Annotated in this window: 11 protein-coding genes; all 11 read right to left on the bottom strand. The window is 36.0% G+C overall.

Going from position 1 to position 22,569, the window contains the following annotated elements:
* Positions 1 to 7: 7 nt before the first annotated feature.
* The gene (locus FDM27_RS05495) at positions 8 to 1,432 is read right to left on the bottom strand and encodes a glycoside hydrolase family 140 protein (RefSeq protein WP_255510485.1); all 1,425 of its coding nucleotides are present in this window, start codon (positions 1,430 to 1,432) and stop codon (positions 8 to 10) included.
* Positions 1,433 to 1,434: 2 nt separating this feature from the next.
* Positions 1,435 to 4,593: a DUF6298 domain-containing protein gene (locus FDM27_RS05490; RefSeq protein WP_140485517.1), complete on the bottom strand. Its 3,159-nt coding sequence runs from the start codon at positions 4,591 to 4,593 to the stop codon at positions 1,435 to 1,437.
* A gap of 34 nt (positions 4,594 to 4,627) precedes the next feature.
* On the bottom strand, positions 4,628 to 5,290 hold the full coding sequence (locus tag FDM27_RS05485) for a DUF3826 domain-containing protein (RefSeq protein ID WP_140485516.1): 663 nt from the start codon (positions 5,288 to 5,290) through the stop codon (positions 4,628 to 4,630).
* A gap of 11 nt (positions 5,291 to 5,301) precedes the next feature.
* Entirely contained in the window at positions 5,302 to 6,987 is a 1,686-nt protein-coding gene (locus FDM27_RS05480) for a thrombospondin type 3 repeat-containing protein (RefSeq protein WP_140485515.1), read from the bottom strand.
* A gap of 224 nt (positions 6,988 to 7,211) precedes the next feature.
* Positions 7,212 to 7,877, bottom strand: a complete 666-nt coding sequence (locus FDM27_RS05475) for a DUF3826 domain-containing protein (RefSeq protein WP_140485514.1) — start codon at positions 7,875 to 7,877, stop codon at positions 7,212 to 7,214.
* Between the two features lie 195 nt (positions 7,878 to 8,072).
* Complete coding sequence (locus FDM27_RS05470; RefSeq protein ID WP_140485513.1) at positions 8,073 to 9,791, bottom strand: polysaccharide lyase; 1,719 nt, start codon at positions 9,789 to 9,791, stop codon at positions 8,073 to 8,075.
* A 126-nt stretch (positions 9,792 to 9,917) separates the two neighbouring features.
* Positions 9,918 to 11,939: a RagB/SusD family nutrient uptake outer membrane protein gene (locus FDM27_RS05465; RefSeq protein ID WP_140485512.1), complete on the bottom strand. Its 2,022-nt coding sequence runs from the start codon at positions 11,937 to 11,939 to the stop codon at positions 9,918 to 9,920.
* 24 nt (positions 11,940 to 11,963) lie between these two features.
* Positions 11,964 to 15,218: a SusC/RagA family TonB-linked outer membrane protein gene (locus FDM27_RS05460; protein ID WP_140485511.1), complete on the bottom strand. Its 3,255-nt coding sequence runs from the start codon at positions 15,216 to 15,218 to the stop codon at positions 11,964 to 11,966.
* Between the two features lie 356 nt (positions 15,219 to 15,574).
* Positions 15,575 to 17,590 carry a glycoside hydrolase family 127 protein gene (locus tag FDM27_RS05455; protein WP_181161637.1) on the bottom strand — a complete coding sequence of 672 codons (2,016 nt, stop codon included), beginning with the start codon at positions 17,588 to 17,590 and terminating at the stop codon, positions 15,575 to 15,577.
* A gap of 100 nt (positions 17,591 to 17,690) precedes the next feature.
* On the bottom strand, positions 17,691 to 20,159 hold the full coding sequence (locus FDM27_RS05450; protein WP_140485510.1) for a polysaccharide lyase family 1 protein: 2,469 nt from the start codon (positions 20,157 to 20,159) through the stop codon (positions 17,691 to 17,693).
* 5 nt (positions 20,160 to 20,164) lie between these two features.
* Entirely contained in the window at positions 20,165 to 22,495 is a 2,331-nt protein-coding gene (locus FDM27_RS05445) for a DUF5703 domain-containing protein (RefSeq protein ID WP_140485509.1), read from the bottom strand.
* Positions 22,496 to 22,569 lie beyond the last annotated feature (74 nt).

The raw sequence follows: 22,569 nt of genomic DNA, 5'->3' as shown, positions 1-22,569 counted from the left end.
ATGCAGATTATATTTTTGTATAAACTGATTCTAAAATTAGTACCCAGTCATTTCCATCTTCTTTTTTCCCAGAAGGCTGGAATTCTTTTTTTCCTTTGTTATCAAATGTTCCAATCTTTGTTTTTTCTCCGTTTCTTGGGTTGTACCAGCTTGCAGTTACTTTATTTCCTTCTATTTTACCAAGATTTATGGCTAATTTTCTTCCGTTGTAAGTATAAATCAAAGCATATTTTTTGCCTTTTATAGCTGGTAAATAATCGTATTTTGTACCCTGATTAGCAATTATCGAAGTATCGGCAACACCTTCAGTAAAAGGGAATTCCTCTATCAATTTTTTGATGTAAATCATTTGTCCGGCGCCAGTATCATTTATTGCATCGTTCCAAAGTACTTTATTCCCGTAAGCCGGATTATCTCCTTTTCTGAAAAATTGCATTACAGCACTGTGTCCGTATGTATATCCTGCAGCTCCCGAAAGTACCGACCAATATCCGTAACGACGTACATCATTAGCATTCCATTTTGGCTGTAAAGTGTCGTGTAAACCATGAGGAATTCCTTCATAAGATGGTTCTCCATCAAGCGTTGGTTTTTTAGGTTTTAATTCTAAATCTCTTAAAACAAATTTGTAATTGTCTTCTTTAAAAGCAGTAGGATCTGTTTCCTGTGCATACGTTTTATGTCCAGATTGAAACATATTGAAATCTAACCAAGTGGCGTTATGGAAATTCTCAGATGAATCTGTTCTTCCAAATGGATGAAAAGTTACTAATTGATTTGGATTAGATGTTTTTAAAGTTGTTCCAATGGCATTCCAAATGTCTTGAAATTCATTTCCTTTAGTATCACCACCGTTTAACCAAATTACATTAGTACGTTTTTTATATCTATCTGCTAAAAATTTAGCGTATTTTTCAGCTTGATCTTTCGTTACCTTACTGTCTTTTTTACTCACATTTGTACCCCAAACAGGAACCATTGCAACATAAATTCCGTTTTGTTGCGCTACATCCAAAGTATAATCTACATGATCCCAATAATCATATTCAGAAGCATTATTTGGATCGTTACCAGGTGAAGTAATCTGATGTGTTAAATTATCATTCATTAATGCCTGAGCACCATACACATTTACAGCATTCAAATTATGCAATACCATAACCTGAACAACGTTGAATCCTTTTGCTTTTCGATCTTCAAAATATTTTTTTACTCCTCCTCTATCCAGTTTACTGAATGCCAGCCAGCCTGTATCTCCTAACCAGAAAAATGGTTTTCCATCCTCTGTTTGAAAATACTGTTTGTTTGCAGTGATTTGAAGGTTTTGTAAAGGTTTTACAGTGTTCTGTGCATTAGAACAAATACTCGCAAAACTCAATCCTGCAAGAGTAATTATTTTACCAATCTTCTTTTTAGAAATCATTATTTTCATTTTTATTTCTTTTTAATATATGCTACTATTTTAGTTTCTTTTCCTTCAGGTACTGTCAAAGTATGTACTGATTTTCCTTGAATTGTTTCTTTAGAAATAACATTTCCTTTTTCAGGATTAATCCAATATACCTCAAAAGTACCGCTATACTGTGATAAATCAACTGTCGCTTTATTGGCTTTTAACAGATAAAAAATATAAGTTTTTCCATCGTCTTTTAAAGTCCAAACAGCACTGTTGTAATTCTCATCCTTGACTGTTTTCATGTTTGCCAATGACTCATAAAAACCGGGAACTGCAATCTCAGGAATTGCCGGCAAAGAACCTCCTGCCATTAACACTGACCAACCAAATCTATTTGCTCCGGGTGTATTATAAATAACCGCTTTATCGGCATATTTATCTCGGTATTCACGAACCGCTCTGTAGGTTTGTTCGTCGGTTTCTTTACCCACTTTCATCTGTCGGGCGTGTTGCCTTGGCGCCAGGTTTTTTCCGCCTTCAGGAGCATACAAACTTCCGTCTTCTTTATAATACCAATATCTAATATCGATTACATCAACTACCGCAGATCTAGAGGCATCATTTAAAACAGCATCCTGCACATCTTTAGTAGCACTCAAAGCGATTTTAGATTGGTTTTGATGTGCTTTTTTGTAATTAGCCGTTACGTCTATCCAAAATTGCATGAAGGACAATGGGCCTGTATATTCGGCACTTGTAAACTGAATCACATTAGCATTATCCTTAAAGTTTTCTAAGCTTTTTTCGATAAAGCCCTGATGTAATTTCTTGATATTCTCATTTTTGACATCATAGAATTGTTCGGCAATAAAAATTCTTTTATCACCCATATAAGGCGGTGGTTCAGGAAGCCCTGTGTTATTAATATTATTGGCCGGACGCCAAGGAGAACTTGACCAATGTGCTCCCGCTTCTAAAATATTATGCTGAAAATACTGTTGATTCATCAATATTTTATTTTGTTGAGCAGCTAAATCAGCAAAAGTTTTCAAACGATCCCAATACCAGGTATTGAATCTTGTCAAATCGTATTTACTCAAATGATCCCAGGCAGTACCTTGTCCTGTTCTGTCAAAAGGTTGTTCGTAAAAAGGTGCCCAAACATCGGCATCCATTCTGCGAATACGTTCGTGGTCGGCCATACGTTGTTCGTACCATAAACCATAATTATGATCCAAAGCCACTTTGTTATTATCCACTAAAAACTGAACTGTTTCGGATAAATTATCGGTATAACCCACACCATAATGCCCCGGTACAAAACGCGTAATATGCGGTCTTGCTTTTGCTATGTCCGACTCACGCAAACTTCCTCTCCACCAAGGAACATCAATAGTTTCGCCCGCAAGCAATCCTTTATTGGTAACTAAAAGCCCGTTTTTAATCATGATTTTGGAAGTAACTTCTGTTGATTTGGCTTCTGCCTTTACTTCACTAAACTGTTTTGCTTTCGAATAATCAACTCCAATTGGATTTCTGGTTGCAGCCTCCTCAATCCATTGTTTCAGGGTAGTTTGTTTCTTGCGGGATTCGGCAGTTAAAATTGCTGCCTGTTCAATTGTAGGACTTGAAGAAGGTTCTGTTCCTAAGTCTAAAATTTGAGCCTGCATTGGTAATTTCCCAAGGCGTTGTTCCAATAAAGCATAATACAAACTTCTAGGCGAAATATGATTATTAACATCAGTCCAATGACCGTTTCCAGCCCATTGTGCCCAGACTCCAAAAGCCCAGTTATCGGCTGTAGGCGGACTGTAATTTTCGATTTTAGAGGCCGAAGATTCCCAAATAACACTATTGGCAGCATTCCATCCCAATCCACGGGCATCCTGTTCTTTGTTTTTAAAACTGATGGCATTACCGTCAATTAAAACTACATCAAATAACATTCCTGTAGCCCAGCTCCCGATGGAACCACTAAAACTATAAGGCAAATAAGACTGACATTGTAAAAAGACATTTGGCCCTGCCGTAGCATAACCACCAACAGCAAAATCATTATATCCATATTCAGAATAGCAACGTTGAAATAAGGTTTGCTGGCCTTCGGTATAAAAAGTATTTCTTCTGAAAGCGGCAATTTCTGAAATTGGATTCAAAGAGATACAATCTTCAACGGTGATTCTTTTAACCGATTTTAATATCAAAACTGCACCACCTGCAAACTGCTCAAAGTTCACTTGTCTAACCCAAGCATCTTCGGTATTTTGTATCGAAACACCATGCCATCTGTGTTGTTCGTCTTTAGGATTTGTAGTGTCAAAATCTGATTTTAAAGTCAGATTTTCAACTCCAATACTATTAATTCTACCTGACCAATTGTAAACTACCACTTCCGATTGAGATAATTTTTCGTTCAAAGCATTCGTCAATGGAGCATCGATAGTGATTTTGTTATTCTGTACCTGAGTTACCTCCCTATCGGCACGAATTACAAAGTCATCTTTTTTCCAACCTATCCATCCCGTTTCTGCCCCGTATTCGGTCATACCAAGACTTTCTATCCACTGCTGACTGATAGGAGTATTAATCAAAATATGATCGCCTTTTTTAATAGTCGTACCATTTTTTAATGCAATAGTAGTGCTCCCTAAAGGAGTATATTCATCGGCCAGTTGAAATTTATCTTTCAAAACACGATTAGCTGTTCCCGAAATATTGACAATTGCTTCTCTATTAGTTCCGGTTCCCAGTATAATTGTACCGTTGTTTCCGGCTCCGCTTCCTCTTAAAACAATTCCGCTTACATTGATATTAATAATTCCCGAAACGGTATAAGTTCCTTTGTCTAAAAGTACTGTTCCTCTAAAACCATTGGCATCAACTTTAAGTGTAGCCACATAATCTATTGCTGCCTGAATAGTTGCAGTAGCATCTCCCGAAATATTTGGTACAAATGCTTTGACAGCAATAGTAGGAATTGCATATTGGGCTGCGCGATAACCCGCAAATGAAAAATCAGGTATTTGATTTCCTGAGTTATCCTGAGTTCTAACTATTTTCCCAGCCTTATCTTTGATAATGGTAGGAAAGTTATTTTGCGCAAAACTACTGTTGAAACTAAAGAACAAAACAAAACAGGAGATAAAAATCACATCCTGTTTTGATAGTATTCTATATTTGAGTTTTATAAAATTCACGTTGAAGTGGTTTTAATATTTGATTTAAAAAGAACTATTTTGATGATTCTTTTTTCTCTAATTGCTTTTTTTCCCAAGCTTTACTTGTATGATGCAATTCAATTCCTTGTGAAGCCAAGATATTATTTATTTTTCCTCTGTATTTAGCAAACCATTGAAACTGCCATTTATGCGTTCCCACATTCATAGCATTTTCTCTTGCCTCAACCAAATGATTGTAAATCATCTTTTTTTGCTCCTCATTAAGATTCTGAAACATGTCCAGAAAATTATGGTAGGTTTTAGGCATCACCTGATAAGTCATGGCATCTTTGACTTGAACTATTTGCAATTCATTTAATTTTTTAGATAATTTATCCAAATAATCATCATGCAATTTACTAATCGAAGCTTTATATTTTACCCAAACTTCTTCTGATTTTAACTTCTGTTCCTCCTGATCAATTACTGTTTTTTTTAGCTTTTCCAATTGAGAATCTCTTTTGAATTCGATTTTCTCAATATTAATATATTGCTTAACGATAATTGTTTGAATCTCTTTTTTATCAGACTCATTTACATCTAATTTAGCTACAATATGTAATGCTCGATCATTAATATCAGTTATATAATCTGTAACTTCATGCTGTTGTGCATTTGTATCGTAACAAATGCACATTAAAAATAACAGCTGTAATTTATTGATTTTTTTCAACATAAAGCTTCGTATTAATTTAATAATGATTGATTTAGCGTTTCTTTATTATTTGCAGGATTTGTCCAATCTACTTTTTGATTAGGATCAATTCCGTTAATATATTTTTCAATATTAGTGTAGCCGTCTCCATTCAAATCGCCATTAGCATCCGAAGCATCTTTAGGATTTAAACCGTATTTTTTCTCCCAGGCATCCGGAATACCGTCATTATCTGAATCTTTATAAGCTTTTCCTTTGTAATTAGGATAACCGCCCACTTGATCCGGATGCGTTATAATTCCTTTTTTATAAGAATCGGCCGGCAATCTTCTTTTGATAAATTCTTTTCCAATGCTGTTTTCCAGGCCGTCTTTGTACTCAATAGTTCCTGTGCGAACTTGTTTAATTACTCGTTCATCAACTGCATCTCTCTTTGGTAAAGTAGCTCCAACATTGTTCAATACAAATTCATAAGCCGCCTCAGCACTCATAATGGTAATTTGTGGCATCGGGAATGCTTTGTTTTGTTTGATATAGGCCAATTTATCTTTGGCTTCTTCAAAAGAAAGATTCTCTAATTGCACCCCACCATTCCAGTTGTCTTTAGTCACTTCGGGAACACCGTCTATATAATTTCCGTTTACGTAAGCACGTCCAAAAGTTTTTGGAACCATATAACCTGATTCCGGTTTTAAGATGCGGTAGCTAATCGGCTCCCCTTTTGGTGTAATAGGTCCCGGTTTGAAATAATTGTTGATGATATTAAACATCGAACGATAATCGCCTCCATCTAATGAACGATTCCACCAGTTAAACACCACATTATTTACAAAATTGAAATCGCCATACATCCCGATAGAGCAGTTTCTCGAAATATTATTAGCCCAAAGATTACGCATAAAAGTACTGTTTAGCCCTCCAATGGTACTTCCAAAAGCGTGGTTGTAAGTATCTAAACCTTCTGACGAAATAGTGTTCTGAATAGTAATATTACAAGCCGGTAATTTTTCTAATTTTGATTTTTCATTAGCCTGAAATTGATGACGGTACAATGAAATATTTTCGTCTAATCCCCAACTCATCGAACAATGGTCAATAATTACATTCCCGATTACATTTCCACCCAAAGCATCATCTCTACGGGTTACTTCTGTAGCTCCTCTTCTAAAACGCATGTGTCTGATAATCACATCATGCGTATCTATCAATAATGATTCTCCGGCAATACATATTCCGTCACCGGGAGCAGTTTGTCCGGCAATGGTAACATAAGGCGCACGAAGAGAAATTGGTTTTTGTAATTTGATAATTCCCGAAACGTTAAAAACAATGGTTCTGGCTCCAACGGCTTCACAGGCTTCTCTAAAAGTTCCCGCACCGCTGTCTTCTAAGCTGGTCACTACAAATAATTTTCCGCCTCGACCACCCGGAGTAAAAGCGCCTCCGCCTTCGGCTCCCGGAAAAGCAGGAATGCTGGCATGAACAAAATCTTTTGGGTAAGATGCCCAAGGCAAATAGGGACGACCTTGCAAGGTTTCTGCTTTGATAACGTTTACATTATCAGCCCAAATTTTAGCTAATCTTGCTTCTTCCTGTGCCAAAACAGCATCGGTTTTATCCTGAATTTCTTTTGGAATATCGGGATATTGGGCATGGATTGCTGAACAACTAAATAAAACGATACTTAAGCTGAACAAATATTTTAAATTGTACTTCATTTTTTAGGGATTTTTTTTGAGAATGAATTATTAATTCGAAAATAGAATTGATACAGTAAAATCAATTATTAATTCGAACAATATAACTGAATCAGTCAAATTGCATCGTTTTGTAATTGTTCCGCCTGTTCACTATCGAGTCCAAAGAATGAGGAATCACATAACTTGAATACCTAGTGTGATTCCTTCGTTCCTCGGAATGACATAAAATGAATAGTTTTAATCTACTTCTTTTTGTTTTTCTCTCTTTCTTCCAAACGTTTGTGCCAATCAGCACTTTCTTTGTTCAAATCGTAACCTTGTTTAGAAAGGTAATTGTTGATTCTTCCTTTGTATTTTCCAAACCAAGCATGCTTTTCTTTAGAAGTACCACCATCCATGGCGTGTTCTCTTGCTTCCACAAGTGCGTCATAGATGTATTTTTTTTGCTCAGCGGTTAAATTAGGCAACATATCGTTGTAACCTAAAACAGTAATAGGCAATACTCCATAAGTCATTCCGTCTTTGACCTGAACAATTTGGCTGTTAGTTAGCTTTTTACTCAGCTTTTTCAGATAGGATTTATGAAGCGACAGGATTTTTCTATCAGCATCATTTTTTAATTTGTCAATTGCTTTTTGCTGTTGGTCTTTATCCGTAACTGCTTTTTTAGTAGCATCAATTTTAGCATCACGAGATTCATGAATTGTATTCAATGAACGGTATTGCTCAGCAATTATATCTCTAACGGCTAATTGATCTTCTTTTGAATTTAATTTCAAATTATCAACTATTTTTTGAGCTCTTTCATTGGTTACTTTTACATATTCCGGATCATATCCTTTTTGTGCCAAAACTACATTGGTACCCAGAAAAAGGAATAAAACCGCTACGGTTAATTTCTTGTACATTTTCATATGTTTAGATTTTAATTTTTTAATGGTAACATATGTTATCGCCTTTTTAAATCATTGGTATTTGCTTACGCAAAGATTTTAATAATGGCGATTTCATCTTCTATATTTTTTAAAACTTAAGGATTATAAAGCAAAATTCTTGCTTCATCAGTTACAGACGAAGCAAGAAGTGTGCCATTTACAATTAAATTATTTCTTATATTCGGCTAATCCTTGTTCGATTTTAGCCAAAGTATCTTCATTATTATCTAAGTTTTTCCAATCTACTTTTTTAGTAGGATCTATGCCATTAATGTACTTTTCGATGTTTGTATAACCATCACCGTTTAAATCTCCATTAGCATCAGAAGCATCATTAGGATTCAATCCGTATTTTTTCTCCCAAGCGTCTGGCATACCATCATTATCTGAATCTTTATAGGCTTTTCCTTTGTATTCCGGATAACCACCTACTTGAGCAATATCAGTAATAATTCCTAATTTATACGAATCAGGTCCAAGACGTCTATGTTCAAACTGATAAAAAGTTTTCTTCTCTAAACCTTTGGCATATTCCGGAACACCTGTTTTAACCACTCTTAAGATACGAGTATCAACAGGATCACGTAATGGCAAATTAGCTCCTACATTCTTAAGAACATAATCATAAGTTTCATTAGCAGTCATAAACTTTTTTAACCAAGGCATTGGCATTGGTTTATTTACTTTCATCTTAGCAAAATAAGTTGAAGCCTCTTCAAATGTCATAGGATTTCCCTTTTTGTTTTCCATTTGCACTCCACCAGCCCAGTTGTCATTAGACACTTTTTCATTGCCTTCCACCACGTTTCCGTTCACATAAGCTCTACCAAAAACCACATAAGGTAATTTACTTCTACCCGATTCCGGTTTTAAAATTCGGTAGCTAATAGGATCATTTCTATCTGTAGCCGGACCTGGCTTGAAATAGTTATTTATAATATTGTATTGAGCAGTATAATCTCCACCGTCTATAGAACGATTTACCCAGTTAAAAATCACATTATTGGCAAAATTAAAGATTCCGTTCCAACCAATAGATGGATTTCTACCTGTATTAGAAGACCATAAATTTCTAACGAAAGAACAATTTTCGCCTCCTAAAGTACTACCAAAAGCATGGTTGTAAGTATCTAATCCTTCGGCAAACAAGCTGTTTTGAATAGTAACATTTACGGTTGGGAATTTTTTCTCCGGAATACCTGTACCATCATCATACATGTGTCTATAAAAAGACATATTTTCATCTAATCCCCAAGTGGCTGATACGTGATCGATAATGATATTTCCAACCGGATTTCCACCAATAGCATCGTCACGACGACCTACGAAAGTTTCTCCTCTACGAAAACGCATGTGACGAATAACCACATCATGTGTGTCAATCCAAATGGTTTCACCAGCTACACAAATTCCGTCTCCGGGAGCAGTTTGCCCGGCAATAGTTACATAAGGAGCACGAACAATTAACGGACTTTTTAATTTAATAATTCCCGAAACATTAAAAACGATGATTCTCGCTCCACCTTGTTCCAAAGCTTCACGCAAGGTACCCGGTCCTCTGTCCTCTAAACTTGTCACAGTATAAACCTTACCTCCGTGACCACCAAAGCTATACATTCCTCCTCCTTCAGCACCTGGAAAAGCAGGAATGGAAGCCTGTGGCAAATCAGTTGGTCTGGATGCCCAAGGAATAAAAGGTTTACCTTCTCGCTCTTGCTGTTCCACAATTACTTTAGCTTTTTCCCAAGCCTCATTTGAAAGTTTCTCCGCTTCCGCCTTAATCGCATTTTCTCTCGCCTGAACCTCAGGTGATATTTTCGGGTATTGTGCAAAACAATTCGCACTTCCCAAAACTAAAAAAGCTAATAAAAAATTTAATTTGTTCATTTTAAAATTATTCTTAATTAATAAAAAAATTGGGTTAGAATTGCTATTAATTAGATTAAAATTGGTGGTTTAAAAAAGAACTACCTGCATTCTTTTCAGGATACAGGTAGTTTTTATTACTTATCTTTATTGTAATGGGTCAAAGGTTGATGTACCTCCAGACCATCCTGTTGTTTGTCCTAAATAAATAGAAGTGTTTAATGCACTAGCAGGAATACCAAAGAAATAATATTGGTTATACCATTTGAATTTCCAGTTAGCAGATGTTGGATCAGCATTGTCTTTCACAACCACTCTTAAGAAGTTTGTATAGAAATAATCCAGATACTGATCATATGTAGTGATACCAGTTGGGTAAGTTGCAGGATTTCTATCCGCTACTGGAGCAACACCATTAACTGGTACAAACGGATCTGCATTACCTACATAATCTGTACCATTTTGTCTTTTAGCAATAAAGAACAATCCTTGTCTTCTCATACCCTCGATAGGAGTTTGATTCAATCGGGTACAGGTTCCAAAATCATCATTAAACAATAACCAACGTCTTAAATCCCAGAAACGTTTACTTTCATAGGCAAACTCTACTTTTCTTTCATTGATTACTGCAGCAAAATGTTGATCTCTAGTCAAAACATCAGCTAAACCAAATGTTCCTCCATTACTTTCAATACCTGCTCTCTCTCTAATTTTAGCAATTAAGGCTTTTCCTTCTGCTAATTGATTGATTCCAATAGCAGATTCGGCTAAATTTAATAATACTTCAGCAAAACGCATTTCCATATAATCTGTACCGCTAAACTGGAAATTGTTAGCTTTACTCGCACTTGGATTCGTTGCTTTACCTATATACAAATTAGTATTTACAGTACCTAATGTTTCGGTTACACCTGTTGGTAATACAGTTGCATTAGCTGGAGCTGTTCTAAACCAGTGATAAGAGAACTGTTTAAAAGCTGGTTCCTCAGCATGAGGCCATGGAGCACCACTATAAATAAAAGTTTTATAGAATCTTGGATCTCTATTTTTGTAAAACGTCTGTAATGAATAAGGATATGTTGTTGATACACCAGGTGCTTTACCATCTTTCATCGGAAAAGCTTCCATCATTTGCAAAGTAGCTCCTACTGAACCATTAGCTCCTTGAGTTTTAGAACGAACCGCTCTTTCCCAACCATTATTTCTTTGCACATTAGAAGAAGTCGTATTGTTAAAACCATAAACAATAACCGCTTCAGGATTTCCCACTTCGCTAAACCACATATTTCCCCAAGCAGTTCCATTTGCAAATCCGCCCGTATTAAATAATCTTTTAGACCCTCCCTCTGCTGATTCAAGTAAAGTAACTGCTTCCTTATTTGCATCATAAGCACGTTGCCAACGGCTCACATCATCATTACGATTGAACAAAGGACTTGCCCAAGTTAATAATACGCGTCCTTTGAAAGCAGCAGCAGCACCTTTAGTGATTCTTCCCCAGTTTACATTAGGCTCAGCCCAAACACCCGGTAATAAACTCTGTGCCATGTCTAAATCTGCGATAATTTGTTCAATACAGGCTGCAGTAGAGCTTCTTGGTATTTTTAATGTTTCAGGATCATCAGTAATAGAACTTTGAGCTGTCAAAACTAATGGAACACCTCCATACAAACGCACTAAATCAAAATACTGCCAAGCTCTCCAAAAGTACATTTGACCCTTTAATGGATCTTTATCAGCAGGAGCCATACCATACTTATCAATATTATCCAAGAATAAATTAATTTGTCTCAATCGTGTATAAGCATCATTACGAATCCCTGTAGTCATAGCAGATCCTATATAAGGCAAACAATTGGCATCAGTATTTCTTCCCGGATCCGCCCAAACTTTATTCCAATGTACTTCGCCAGTTAATTCATCAGTAGTTTGAGAAAAATCATCATTCCCATTAGAAGCTAAATCCCAAGTATAGGATTGTGCATTATTTCCCGGTAAAAATAACCTGTAGATATAATCTACATAAGATCGTGCTTGAAGAGGCTCTTGATAGACCTCTTCATTAACACCTGACAAATCTCTTTTTTCCTCAAGAAAATCATCACTACAGCTTCCTAAAAAAAATGCCGTTGCAAGACAAGCGAGTATATTTATTTTTATATTTTTCATTTTCAAAAATTTTAGTATTCTTAATTAAAAAGATAGATTCAATCCTAGAGAATAGGTTTTCAATTCAGGATAGATGTCATAGGCACCGTTGGGAGCTTTATATTCAAATGGATTGTACAAAATAAACGGATTAATCGCAGTTAAATTTAATCTACAAGAGCTAATTCCTAAGGCATCTGTATATTTTTTTGGCATTGTATAACCTAAATTAATATTACGCATTTGAATACTGGTTGCTGAACGCTGCCAGAATGATGATGTTGGACTTAAGTTCAATGCTTCGCTGTAAGGGTTAGGCATAGTTCCATTAGGATTCAATACCGGATCATAAATATTATTCCAGATAGAAGGTCTGTTGTCAATACCATCATTAATAGCGGAGTTCATTGTTTTTCTGGTTTGACTATCCACCTCATTAAATCCTCCACCAAATGAAGCTGTTACCACTGCATTTAAAGTAAAGTTTTTATACCCAAGCTTCAAGGTTGTTCCTGTTCCATATCTTGTATTTCTTCTTTTGGCTAATCGAATTTGATCATTTTCATCTATAATTCCGTCTGGTGCTCCAAACTCACCTGTAGCAGGATTAAATTGACCACGAACATCAGCATAAGATAAAGACCCTGGTCTTAGATTAGCTGCCAAGACACCAAATACTGATTGAATATTGTATTTTTCTACATAAGCATCAATATCTTCTTGTGTTTTTAACATCCCTACATAATCATAACCCCAAGCACCATTATCTCTTCTTCCTCCTGGTTGCGGATTCCAGGGTTTTAAAATTTCAATTGGATTAAAATCACCCACTACCATTTTATCATCTCCCCAACCAAAGTTAACATTGATTCCATATTTAAAATCACCTCCAATTGTATCATCCCAACCTATGGCAAATTCATAACCATAATTGTCTCTCCTTCCAAAGTTTTCTGAAGCTACTGAACCTCCAATGGTAAAAGGAACATCCGCAGTTCTGCCAAGCAAAATATCATCCTCAACATTGTAATAAGCTTCTGCAGTTAATGACAATCTGTTATTGAACAATCTGGCATCAATACCAAAGTTGGTTTTTGTATGATTTTCCCATGTAGCATCTCTATTCGGTGTAACTTCCATCTTCAACCCCGTAGTACCTAACTGATTATTTCCTCCTACAAACCCCTGTCCATCTTGGTAAGTAAAACGTTGTCTCCAACCCCAAGCTCTTGTTCCATCAGCACCAAGCAATCCTAAAGAATACCTTACTTTTAAGAAATCAATAAACTTCGATTTAAAGAAATTTTCTTTAGAGATTACCCATCCTGTAGAAATACTGTAGAATCGTCCCCAATAATTTTCTGGTGCAAAACGTGTAGAAGCATCACTTCTGAACAACACTTCTGCCAAATACTTATCTGCATAAACGTAATTCACACGACCTATATAACCCAAAGTACCTGATTCATTTCCTGTAGCCGTACCATCAATCGTTCCAAAGGCAGAATTAGAAAAACCATTAGTTGTTTGTAACGGACCGTCTCTATAAAACTGATCACGGGTATCGTTAGCTTCTCCTTTTTCTACAGAAGCTAATGCAGAAATAGAATGTTTTCCAAAGTCGCGGCTATAAGACACATTAAAGTTATACTGTTCTGAAAGGGAATTTGTATTATCCCAACCTAATCTATTACCATTGTTATTCGTTCTAGGTGTAACTGCTGTAAATTGGTCTAAAGGTCTATTCGGGTCATAGATATGCCCATTAGCTCCAGCTCCATTAATCCCTGGAGTAGTTGTAAACTGATACAATGTAAATCTTGTTCCAATATAGTTAGATCTATTGGTAACCATATTTCTCGCATAAGATGCTCTTGCTTTTAAACCTTTTACAAACGGAACTTGGTACTCCGCATAAAAATTAGAGGTTAAATTAAATCCTTTATTTGTTGCTACGTTATTTAATCTGTTAATCTCAAAGTAATGGTATTGTGATTCATTACGAGTATTTAAACGCTGTACTGGTAAACCTTGAATATACTGAGGCAAAATAGGAGAAGAATTTAACAATCTTCTATAATCATTTTCGTCATTTGTTCCTCCAACCCTACTATTTACTTTAGAATCATCATTATAAAATCCTGAAATCTGAATCCCTGCTTTAAAATCATCAGAAACTTTAAAATCAGCACCTGCCCTGTAAGTCCATCTTTTATAATCTACATTATCTAAATTACCACTCTGAGTATAGTAAGAAGTTCCTGCAAAAAAAGTAGCCCTATCTGTCCCACCAGTTACATTCATAGTGTGTTTCTGATTATAGGAAGGCTTCCACACATCCTCCATAGGGTTGTAATTGAGAGTTTTATAATACTCTATCTCATCCGGAGAAAAAACATATCGAGGATCAGTGTCTCTTCCTACCTGAGTGGATGCCCAACCATTAGGCCCATTCATAATGTTATAATAATTAGCATATTCCACTGCATTCAACATTTTAGTACGATACACCTCATCCTGCATCCCATACAATCCTGTATAAGTGAATTTTGCAGGTCCAGTTTTTCCTCTTTTTGTAGTTACCAAAACCACTCCATTGGCACCTCTGGAACCATAAACTGCTGCAGCAGCATCTTTCAGAAACGAGATACTCTCTACCTCTGAAGCATCCAGATTATCAAACAAAGTGGAATCTGGCGCACCATTTCCTGAAATCTGTATAATCCCATCTATTACATACAATGGCTGATCTGTCCCTCCATCTTTAGAAAGACTTACTGATCTACGAATATTCACTCTAGATTCTTCCCCTGGTCTTCTGGTTCCTCCTGAAAAACTAACACCTAATACCCTACCTACTAAAGTAGATGCTAAATTATTTGTTGGCAAGTCTTCTACCTCACTTGCTTTGATAGTTTGTATAGCACCTGTTAAATGGGCTTTTTTCTGACTACCATAACCCACAACTACCACCTCATCCAAAGAAGCAGAATCCTCCAACATAGTTAAATTAATAGATGATGCGTCCCCTACTTTTCTTTCCTGGGTCTTCATACCAATAAAGGTAAACTGCAACACCGCTCCTTTAGGAACCTGAATTCTATAGCCTCCATCAATATCAGTCAAAACACCATTTTTGGTACCTTTTTCGACAACATTAAGACCTATAACTCCAAGTCCATCTTTATCCACTACTTTACCTGTAATGATGACCTTATCATTTGCATTTTGAGCAAAACCATTCAGACACATAATACTGAACAGTAATACACTAAACACCATTTTAAATGTTTGTTTCATAAGTGTGTTTCTTTTTGGTTAAAAAATTAATTGTTTAAGTTTGGTTTATTATTTCTATTTGTAACTGAGAAATCGAAAGTAAAGCTCTTCATGCTATTTGTTTTTTTTAGATGGTACTGTTTAATAAGAGCAAATCACGATTTGTAAACGTTTACATTTTTTAAAACCACCTTAACATTTTATCTGAACTACAAGCTAAGCAAGTAAAATGTAAACGTTTACATTTATCAAAAGTAATAAAATTTTATTACACCACTCTTTTTTATCTATTTTTTTTTAAGTTTATTTTAAGTTTTCGTGTTTTTTTTATGTTAAAATTTCATTATCGAAATATTTCCGTGGTTTTAACAAGTCTTTTAATGTGAAAACCAAACACTCATTTCTTTAGCCGTTCCGTTGCCCCAGGAAAAATACGGAATTAATCGTAAGAAAATTTGTTCTTTACCTTGATTTAAAGGCTGATACAATTTCTTATTCCATGAATTATTGTCTAAAAATCCTTGTGCCGCTATCGAAATTAGACTTCTATTGCTCTTTTGAATAGGCTCAATTTTAAAATCAGAATTGGTATTCAGCACAATATTGTTTATCGAAGCCGTTTTAGAAATCCCATCTGATTCTAAACAATAAACTAATGGACCACGTTTTACCGCCACCTGATTTTTAGTTTCTTCCACTAATGGATTGGCTTCCATCAGTTCTACCGGCATTGGAATATTCAAACTAATTACATCCCCTTTTTTCCATTTACGTTCCACTTTTAAATAAGAACCAGAAACCGGATTACCTTCGACCTTTTGATTATTAACCAAAATAGTAGTTCCATTACTCCAGCCCGGAATTCTTAAAAACAACGCATACGCTTCTTTTGGAGCTTTATCAATGGTAATTGTAATAGCACCATCCCATGGATAATTGGTTTGTTGATGCAATTGGATTTCGACTCCTTCCTGAGTAGTTGTATTTAAATTATTACTTCCGTATAAATTAACATACAATCCTTGTTTAGATAAGCTATAAGCATAATTACCCACTTCGGCTAGCGTTCGGGTAACGTTTGGCGCACAACAGTTAGATAAGGCAATATATCCTTCACGTTCATTACTCCATCTTTGTTCGAAAGGCAAATCGACAGTTACAGTCAAAGGATTATTATAGCAAAATTTATTTCCCTCTAAATTAACTCCGGACAATACGCTGTTATATAGAGCCAATTCCACAATATCAGCATATTTGGCATCAGCCGTAATTTGTAACATTCTCCAGTTCCATAATACGTTTCCAATATTGGCACAGGTTTCAGTATGCGCTGTCGCATTCGGCAATTGGTACGGACGACCATAAGCCTGGTGTATTTTTTGAACAACAGTTGGATCATAAGAAGTTCCATCAGGAGAAACACCATCATACAAAGCTCCACAAGCTCCGGTAATGTACATTTTTCTAAAAGCCACATCATCCCAAATTGACTTTAAATTCTCCAACAATTTAGCTTCTCCAGTTTCGGCATACAAATCGGCAACACCAGCGTATAAATAATTGGCTCTCACCGCATGTCCCATAGCAGTAGTTTGTTGTCTAAACGGAATTCGATCCTGATTATCATCGGTTCCGTCATTTGTAGTTCCTCTAATATCAATTAGATTATTAGCCAGTTCCAGGTATTTTGGATTCTTTGTCGTGCGGTACATTTCGACAATTCCCATATAATGAGAAGGACAAATGGCATTTCGGGCTAACTCCGGCGAAGCTTTTTTATAAAAATCATATAAAAAGTCGGCAACTCCTTTGGCTACATTTAAAAAACTGGTTTTCCCTGTGGCACGATAATGTACACAGGCAGCTGTCATTAAATGCCCCATATTGTATTTCTCAAAACCCAATTGTTTTTTTACTTCTTCAGGACCCAAAGTTCCCCAACGCTGGTCAATTAAAACAGGGGTGTGCAAATAACCATCTTTACGTTGTACTTTCGCAAACATAGCAATGGCTTCGTCCATTTGTTTGTCCAACTTTTTGTCTTTGGTCACAGCATAAGTTGCCGCCAATCCTTCGAAAATTTTGTAAAAATCACCATCATGAAAAGAAGGACCCTTGAAGGTTCCTTTTCTATTTCCGGCAGCTATTTCAAAATTGGCATAGGCGTGAGAAACTTCATCATTGTGATACAAGTCCCACATAAAAGGTAAGGTTTCCTGATTCGCTACATTCAGTTGCTCTTTCCAAAATCCATTGGTCCAATTTACATCCTGCAAACCAACACTTCTCAATTTAGAATAAGGACTAGCCGAATTATCTACCAATCCCTTATTCTGAGCGAATGACACAGTCGAAAAAAGTACGGCTGACAATAGAATAATGTTCTTTTTCATTTTTATGATTTTAATATTTCGCACCAGATTAAAGTTTATTTTTTTACCGCAGATTCGCAGATTTTAATAATTAATAAAATCTGCGAATCTGCGTTATAATTTATTTTACAAATACATTTATTATTCTATTCATACTATCTCCATCAGCATCTTCAACCCTAACTTCAAGAGAGGCAAAACCTTTTTTAGTTGCTTTAAAAACAACTTCTTTTTTAGAAATTGAAGCAGAACCGTTTTCTTCTTTTACAATAGTGTATTTTGGTTTATCTGTAAAACCTTTAAATAAACTTTCAACATCTATTTTTAGAGATTCAGTAGCATTTACAAAATAATGTGGTTGTGCCATCCAGTTCAAATAATCTTCTAACTGTGTAAAACCTTTTCCTGTACCTTCATTGGCATCAGCGAAATCCCCTTTAATCGAATTTACATTCAATCCTTTTGCTTCTTCCCACCAGTTTGGTAATCCATCCTGATCGGTATCCCAATCCGTTGGACGAGTTTCTGATACAAAATTTGGCCATCCCCCTGCATCCTGTTCGTTATCGATCATTCCGCCTAAACCACTTTTACTTCCTTTATAAGTATAAGTTCCTTTTAAAGTTTCCTGAATAATTCTTTGATCATGAGTATCAAATACAGGTTGATTCGCACCAACATCTGACAATACATTTTTATAAGCAGCTTCAGCCGATTGTGTATTTACATGCGATTCGAAAAACGGTTTTGGTAAAAAGACATCATAATCTACTATTGCTTTATTAGAAAGGGTAAACTTTCTCCCTTTCTCCTGATTTCTAACATCAAAATAACCTGGCATAACATTACCATCAAAATAATATTGCTGTTTTCCTTTACCCACACCTTCAATCTGTGCATTCAAAGCGACAAATATTTTAGTAGCAACTCCCGGTTTGTAATAATTATTGACAAAGTTTACCTGATTAGCTCCTCCATCGGTAGCACGTCCACCCCAATTATACACCACATTATTACGAATATCAATTTTCCCACCATAATAACCATCTCCATTCAAACCTCCACCAATACTCCAATTGCGTCCGTAATTGTGAGCCAATAAATTATGATGAAAACTACCTACATCACCACCAATAGTGGCTGCATAACCATGCATTTTTCCAGCTGGATATTTATCGTGACCGGCAACATTCAAGGCTTCGGAAATTAAAGTGCGTTGCAAACTAATGTTATGCGCTCCTCTTGAACTGAAAGATTCATCAATAGTCCAGCTAATCGAACAGTGATCTATAATACTATGATTAGCCCCTGTTAATCCCATCCCGTCATAAGTAGTTCCACCTCCAATACGAACTCTCAAAAATCGAATAATCCCATCATTTCCAGTCAACCCAATAGGTGCTCTGCTGATCGTAATTCCTTCGCCCGGAGCTGTCTGCCCTGCAATAGTTACAAATGGCTGACTTACAACTAAACGTGATTTCAATAGGATATTTCCAGAAACATTAAAAACAATCGTTTTAGGCCCTACTTCCTGCTCAACAGCATCACGCAAACTTCCCGGTCCGCTATCATTTAAGTTGGTTACCGCAATCACTTTTCCACCTCTTCCTCCAATAGCAAAACGTCCATAACCTTCAGCACCCGGGAAAGCAATTTGGGCTGGTTTAAAAAACCAAACTTTTCCTTGGGTTACTTCCTTATTGGCATCAATTTCATCCACTCTCCAATAATAATTTTTCAAATTACTAAGTGATGCATTATCAACAGTAGCGGTATTTTTGTTCAAATTTCCTTTGAATTCTGGCGAATTATGATTGGCTTCAGCAACTTTTTGTTCGTTTTCTCCAAAATAAAAATCGTGAGAAACAGTTCCTTCCGGAGAATTCCATCCCAACTTAAAATCATTTCCTAAAATCACATGACCGTCATTATTAGCTGGTTTTGGAGTATTAGCTTGTTTTTTAAGGTTAGGCAAATCCAATTCGAAACCATTAAGAATCACTTTTTGAATTTTTCCGGTTGCTTTTGCATCAGCTTCAAAACGGATAACAACGTCTTTTCCGGTTTCAGCATTAAAATTAATGTAAGAAGTAGCCGCCTGAATGGTAGCCGTTACCCTATTAGTAGGCTGAATAGTTTGTATAAAAACACCATTCACAAAGATTGAAACCGGGGCATAATTAGCCAGTTCAGGACTATCAAAAGTATTACTGAAAACTAGTAAACTATGGTGTCCTTTGGACAATCCACTAATTTCCATTTCAACACTTTTATCAGCAACAATTCCATCACTTACCAAACGGGCGTAAAATGGTGCCTGCATTCCTGTTTTGTGCCAGCTCGAATTAATAGCTCCTTTCATAGTCACTTTCAGGTCTCCAAAACTTTTCTCAAATTGAGTTCCTTCGCTAATTGGCCAGGAAATATAATTGGGATCATTTACTTCCAAAGTTCTGCGTTGTGCCAAATCAAAATCGACTTTTAGGGATTTTGTAACTGGAATTGTATTTTGATTTTGCGCGCCAACACTGAATGTAAACGTTATCATTGTTCCTGCGCAAAAAGCAAGTTGTTTTACTAAATTCATATTTTTTATTTTAAATTTTTTTTTTCTGTTAGACCTTTTCCTAACAGATTTATGATATCTTTTTCTCTCTCTTTCGGAAAAACCTTAAGAAAAGTTACTTTTCCTTTTTCCATTTTTACTTCAACGGTCGTGTCTTTTGGTGCGTGCAATTTAAAATGCACATCCCAGGCTGCTGGCCAGGCAGGGAAAATATAAATTACATCTCCGTTTGTTTGCAACAGCATTTCCTGCATTCCTATCATGCCTGCACCTCCCCAGTTGTGATCTGGAACCCAATCAAATCCTGGCCCCCAAAAAGCAGGGAATCGTCGGTCAGAATTTGCCATTTTCAACAAATTGTATTTTGCAGCTTCTTCTGTTAATCCCAATCGAGCCGCAAAAATATTATCCTGCTTCCAACCAATATGACTTCTAAATTTCAATGCATCCGTATCGTATTTCCAGGTATTTACAGCAGTCTCTAAATCGGATTTCCCAATACCGTAAATTCCCCAAGGATAAACCGGATACAACTGTGGCACTTCAGAATTATTGATTCTTTCCCAAGTTTTGGCTGGAGCCAAAGTTTTATGTCCGTCAAATTCCCTGAAATTCAAAGGTGGAATCCGGGTTTGAAACCCTTGCAAATAAACTAAATCCTCTTTTGATAATTCGTTTTGCGATAATAACAAAAACTGTTCCGTAATTGTTCTTAAAGCAGAAATTGTACTATTGGCATTATTCGTCATTTTATAAGTTTCGGCAGCTGAACCTGGAAAAAGAACCAAATGACCATTTCCATCCAATGTTTTTCTACCTCTATTTTTTGCTAAATACAGATAATGTTCATCAAAAAAACGAATACAACTCATGATAAACGGATTGTATTTTCGAATATCTTCATTCGCATATTGCTTTTGTTGCAACATCATTTGGCAAAACTCAAAAACCGTATCCCATTCATATTCTAACCAGGCATTATATTCCATTCCCGGGTCATAATCCGCAGGACGTTTCCAATCGTATTCGGCTGGATTGGGTAAACCAAAATTTTCCAATTGTTCTGTAAAAGAAGCTCCGCCGTGTTTCCAATAGACTTCACTTCGCAATTCGGCATTTTTTTGTAAACTCAAATAATAATCCAATTGGGATTTCATCATATCAAAATCGCCACTTTTCACCATTGGAAAATAAACCAATCGCTGGTTTTGTGCTGTCATTGTTCCACCACCCCAATTACGGAAATCAGGCGTAAAATTCAATTCTTTATTCGTATGCACTGGATCTACAGTAAATAATCCACCGTTAAATTTGGTTGGATATTTTCCATACGCATTACACCCCAGCATATAACGAAACAACTGATAATTTTGTCCAATTTGATAGACCGAATCCTTCTCAGTTTTTCCTTTTTGCGTATAAATAAAAGAACGATTCCAGAAGTTATTCCACCACGCAATTGTATTTTTTTCTGCTTTATTGGATGTTTTCTTATATGCCAGAGTTTGTTTTTGCAATTCCTTTTTCCACAAACTCGCATCAGTAGATCGATTGGTATGCAACTGGATTTGGAATTCATGTTTTTTGGCTGATTTTATACTCGAAAGTCGGTAGCCTTTGAAATCCGTATCCTGATACATGCCATTATAAGTCCCGTCTGCTTTTAAATTGTTTCCAAACAATTGCCCCCCAAAAGTAAGATTCGCAATAGGATTCAGCATTTGGTCTTTAACCGATTCCATTTTTTGTTGCTTCACCGTGACATCAAAAACAGTATTGGCTCTATTCCTGTGGTAAAACTGCACCGCATTTCCTTGAAAAGAAATCGAATCTTTATAAGTGATAATATCGCCTTGCGGAGCCCATTTGTATGAATTGGCATTATTAGCTTTTCCTTTAGAATCCCGGTTTTTGTAACGCCAACTTTCATAAGCCACTTTCATTTCAGTTGGATTTTTACTCATCACATCAACATGAATAACTGGATTAAAAACATCAACCCAAAGTTTCACTGAAGTTCCGTTTTGAGAAACAGTTATATAGCCATCTTTCAATTGCAATTCCTGCTTAAAACCTTCATTATCCTTAAAAGGATTTGGATTCAAACTTACTTTTACTCTTCCTAATTTCAATAAAGTGTTGTGCTCATCAAAAGTACCAGAACGAGAAAAATAGAAATACAAATCGTCTTTTTCTACCCATACATTCGCACCAATATCACCTCCACCCAAAGGCATGGATTCAGATGAATTGTTACTCTGCGTTTTCCAAACCTGATTGTAATTATCAAGCGTGGAAATTTGCGCCTTGGTACAAAGCGTTACTAAAAGAAGAAATAGGAATATTTTATTTTTCAAAATTATTATTTTATTTATTAGTCATTGCGAGGAACGAAGCAATCACAAGTAGTTATTCACGTTATGTGATTGCT

It is taken from the genome of Flavobacterium sp. GSA192, from assembly GCF_006386525.1.
In the GTDB taxonomy this organism is placed as follows: Bacteria; Bacteroidota; Bacteroidia; order Flavobacteriales; family Flavobacteriaceae; genus Flavobacterium; species Flavobacterium commune.
Note: the sequence above shows the minus strand (reverse complement) of the source record. Positions and strands in the feature narration are given on the sequence as shown.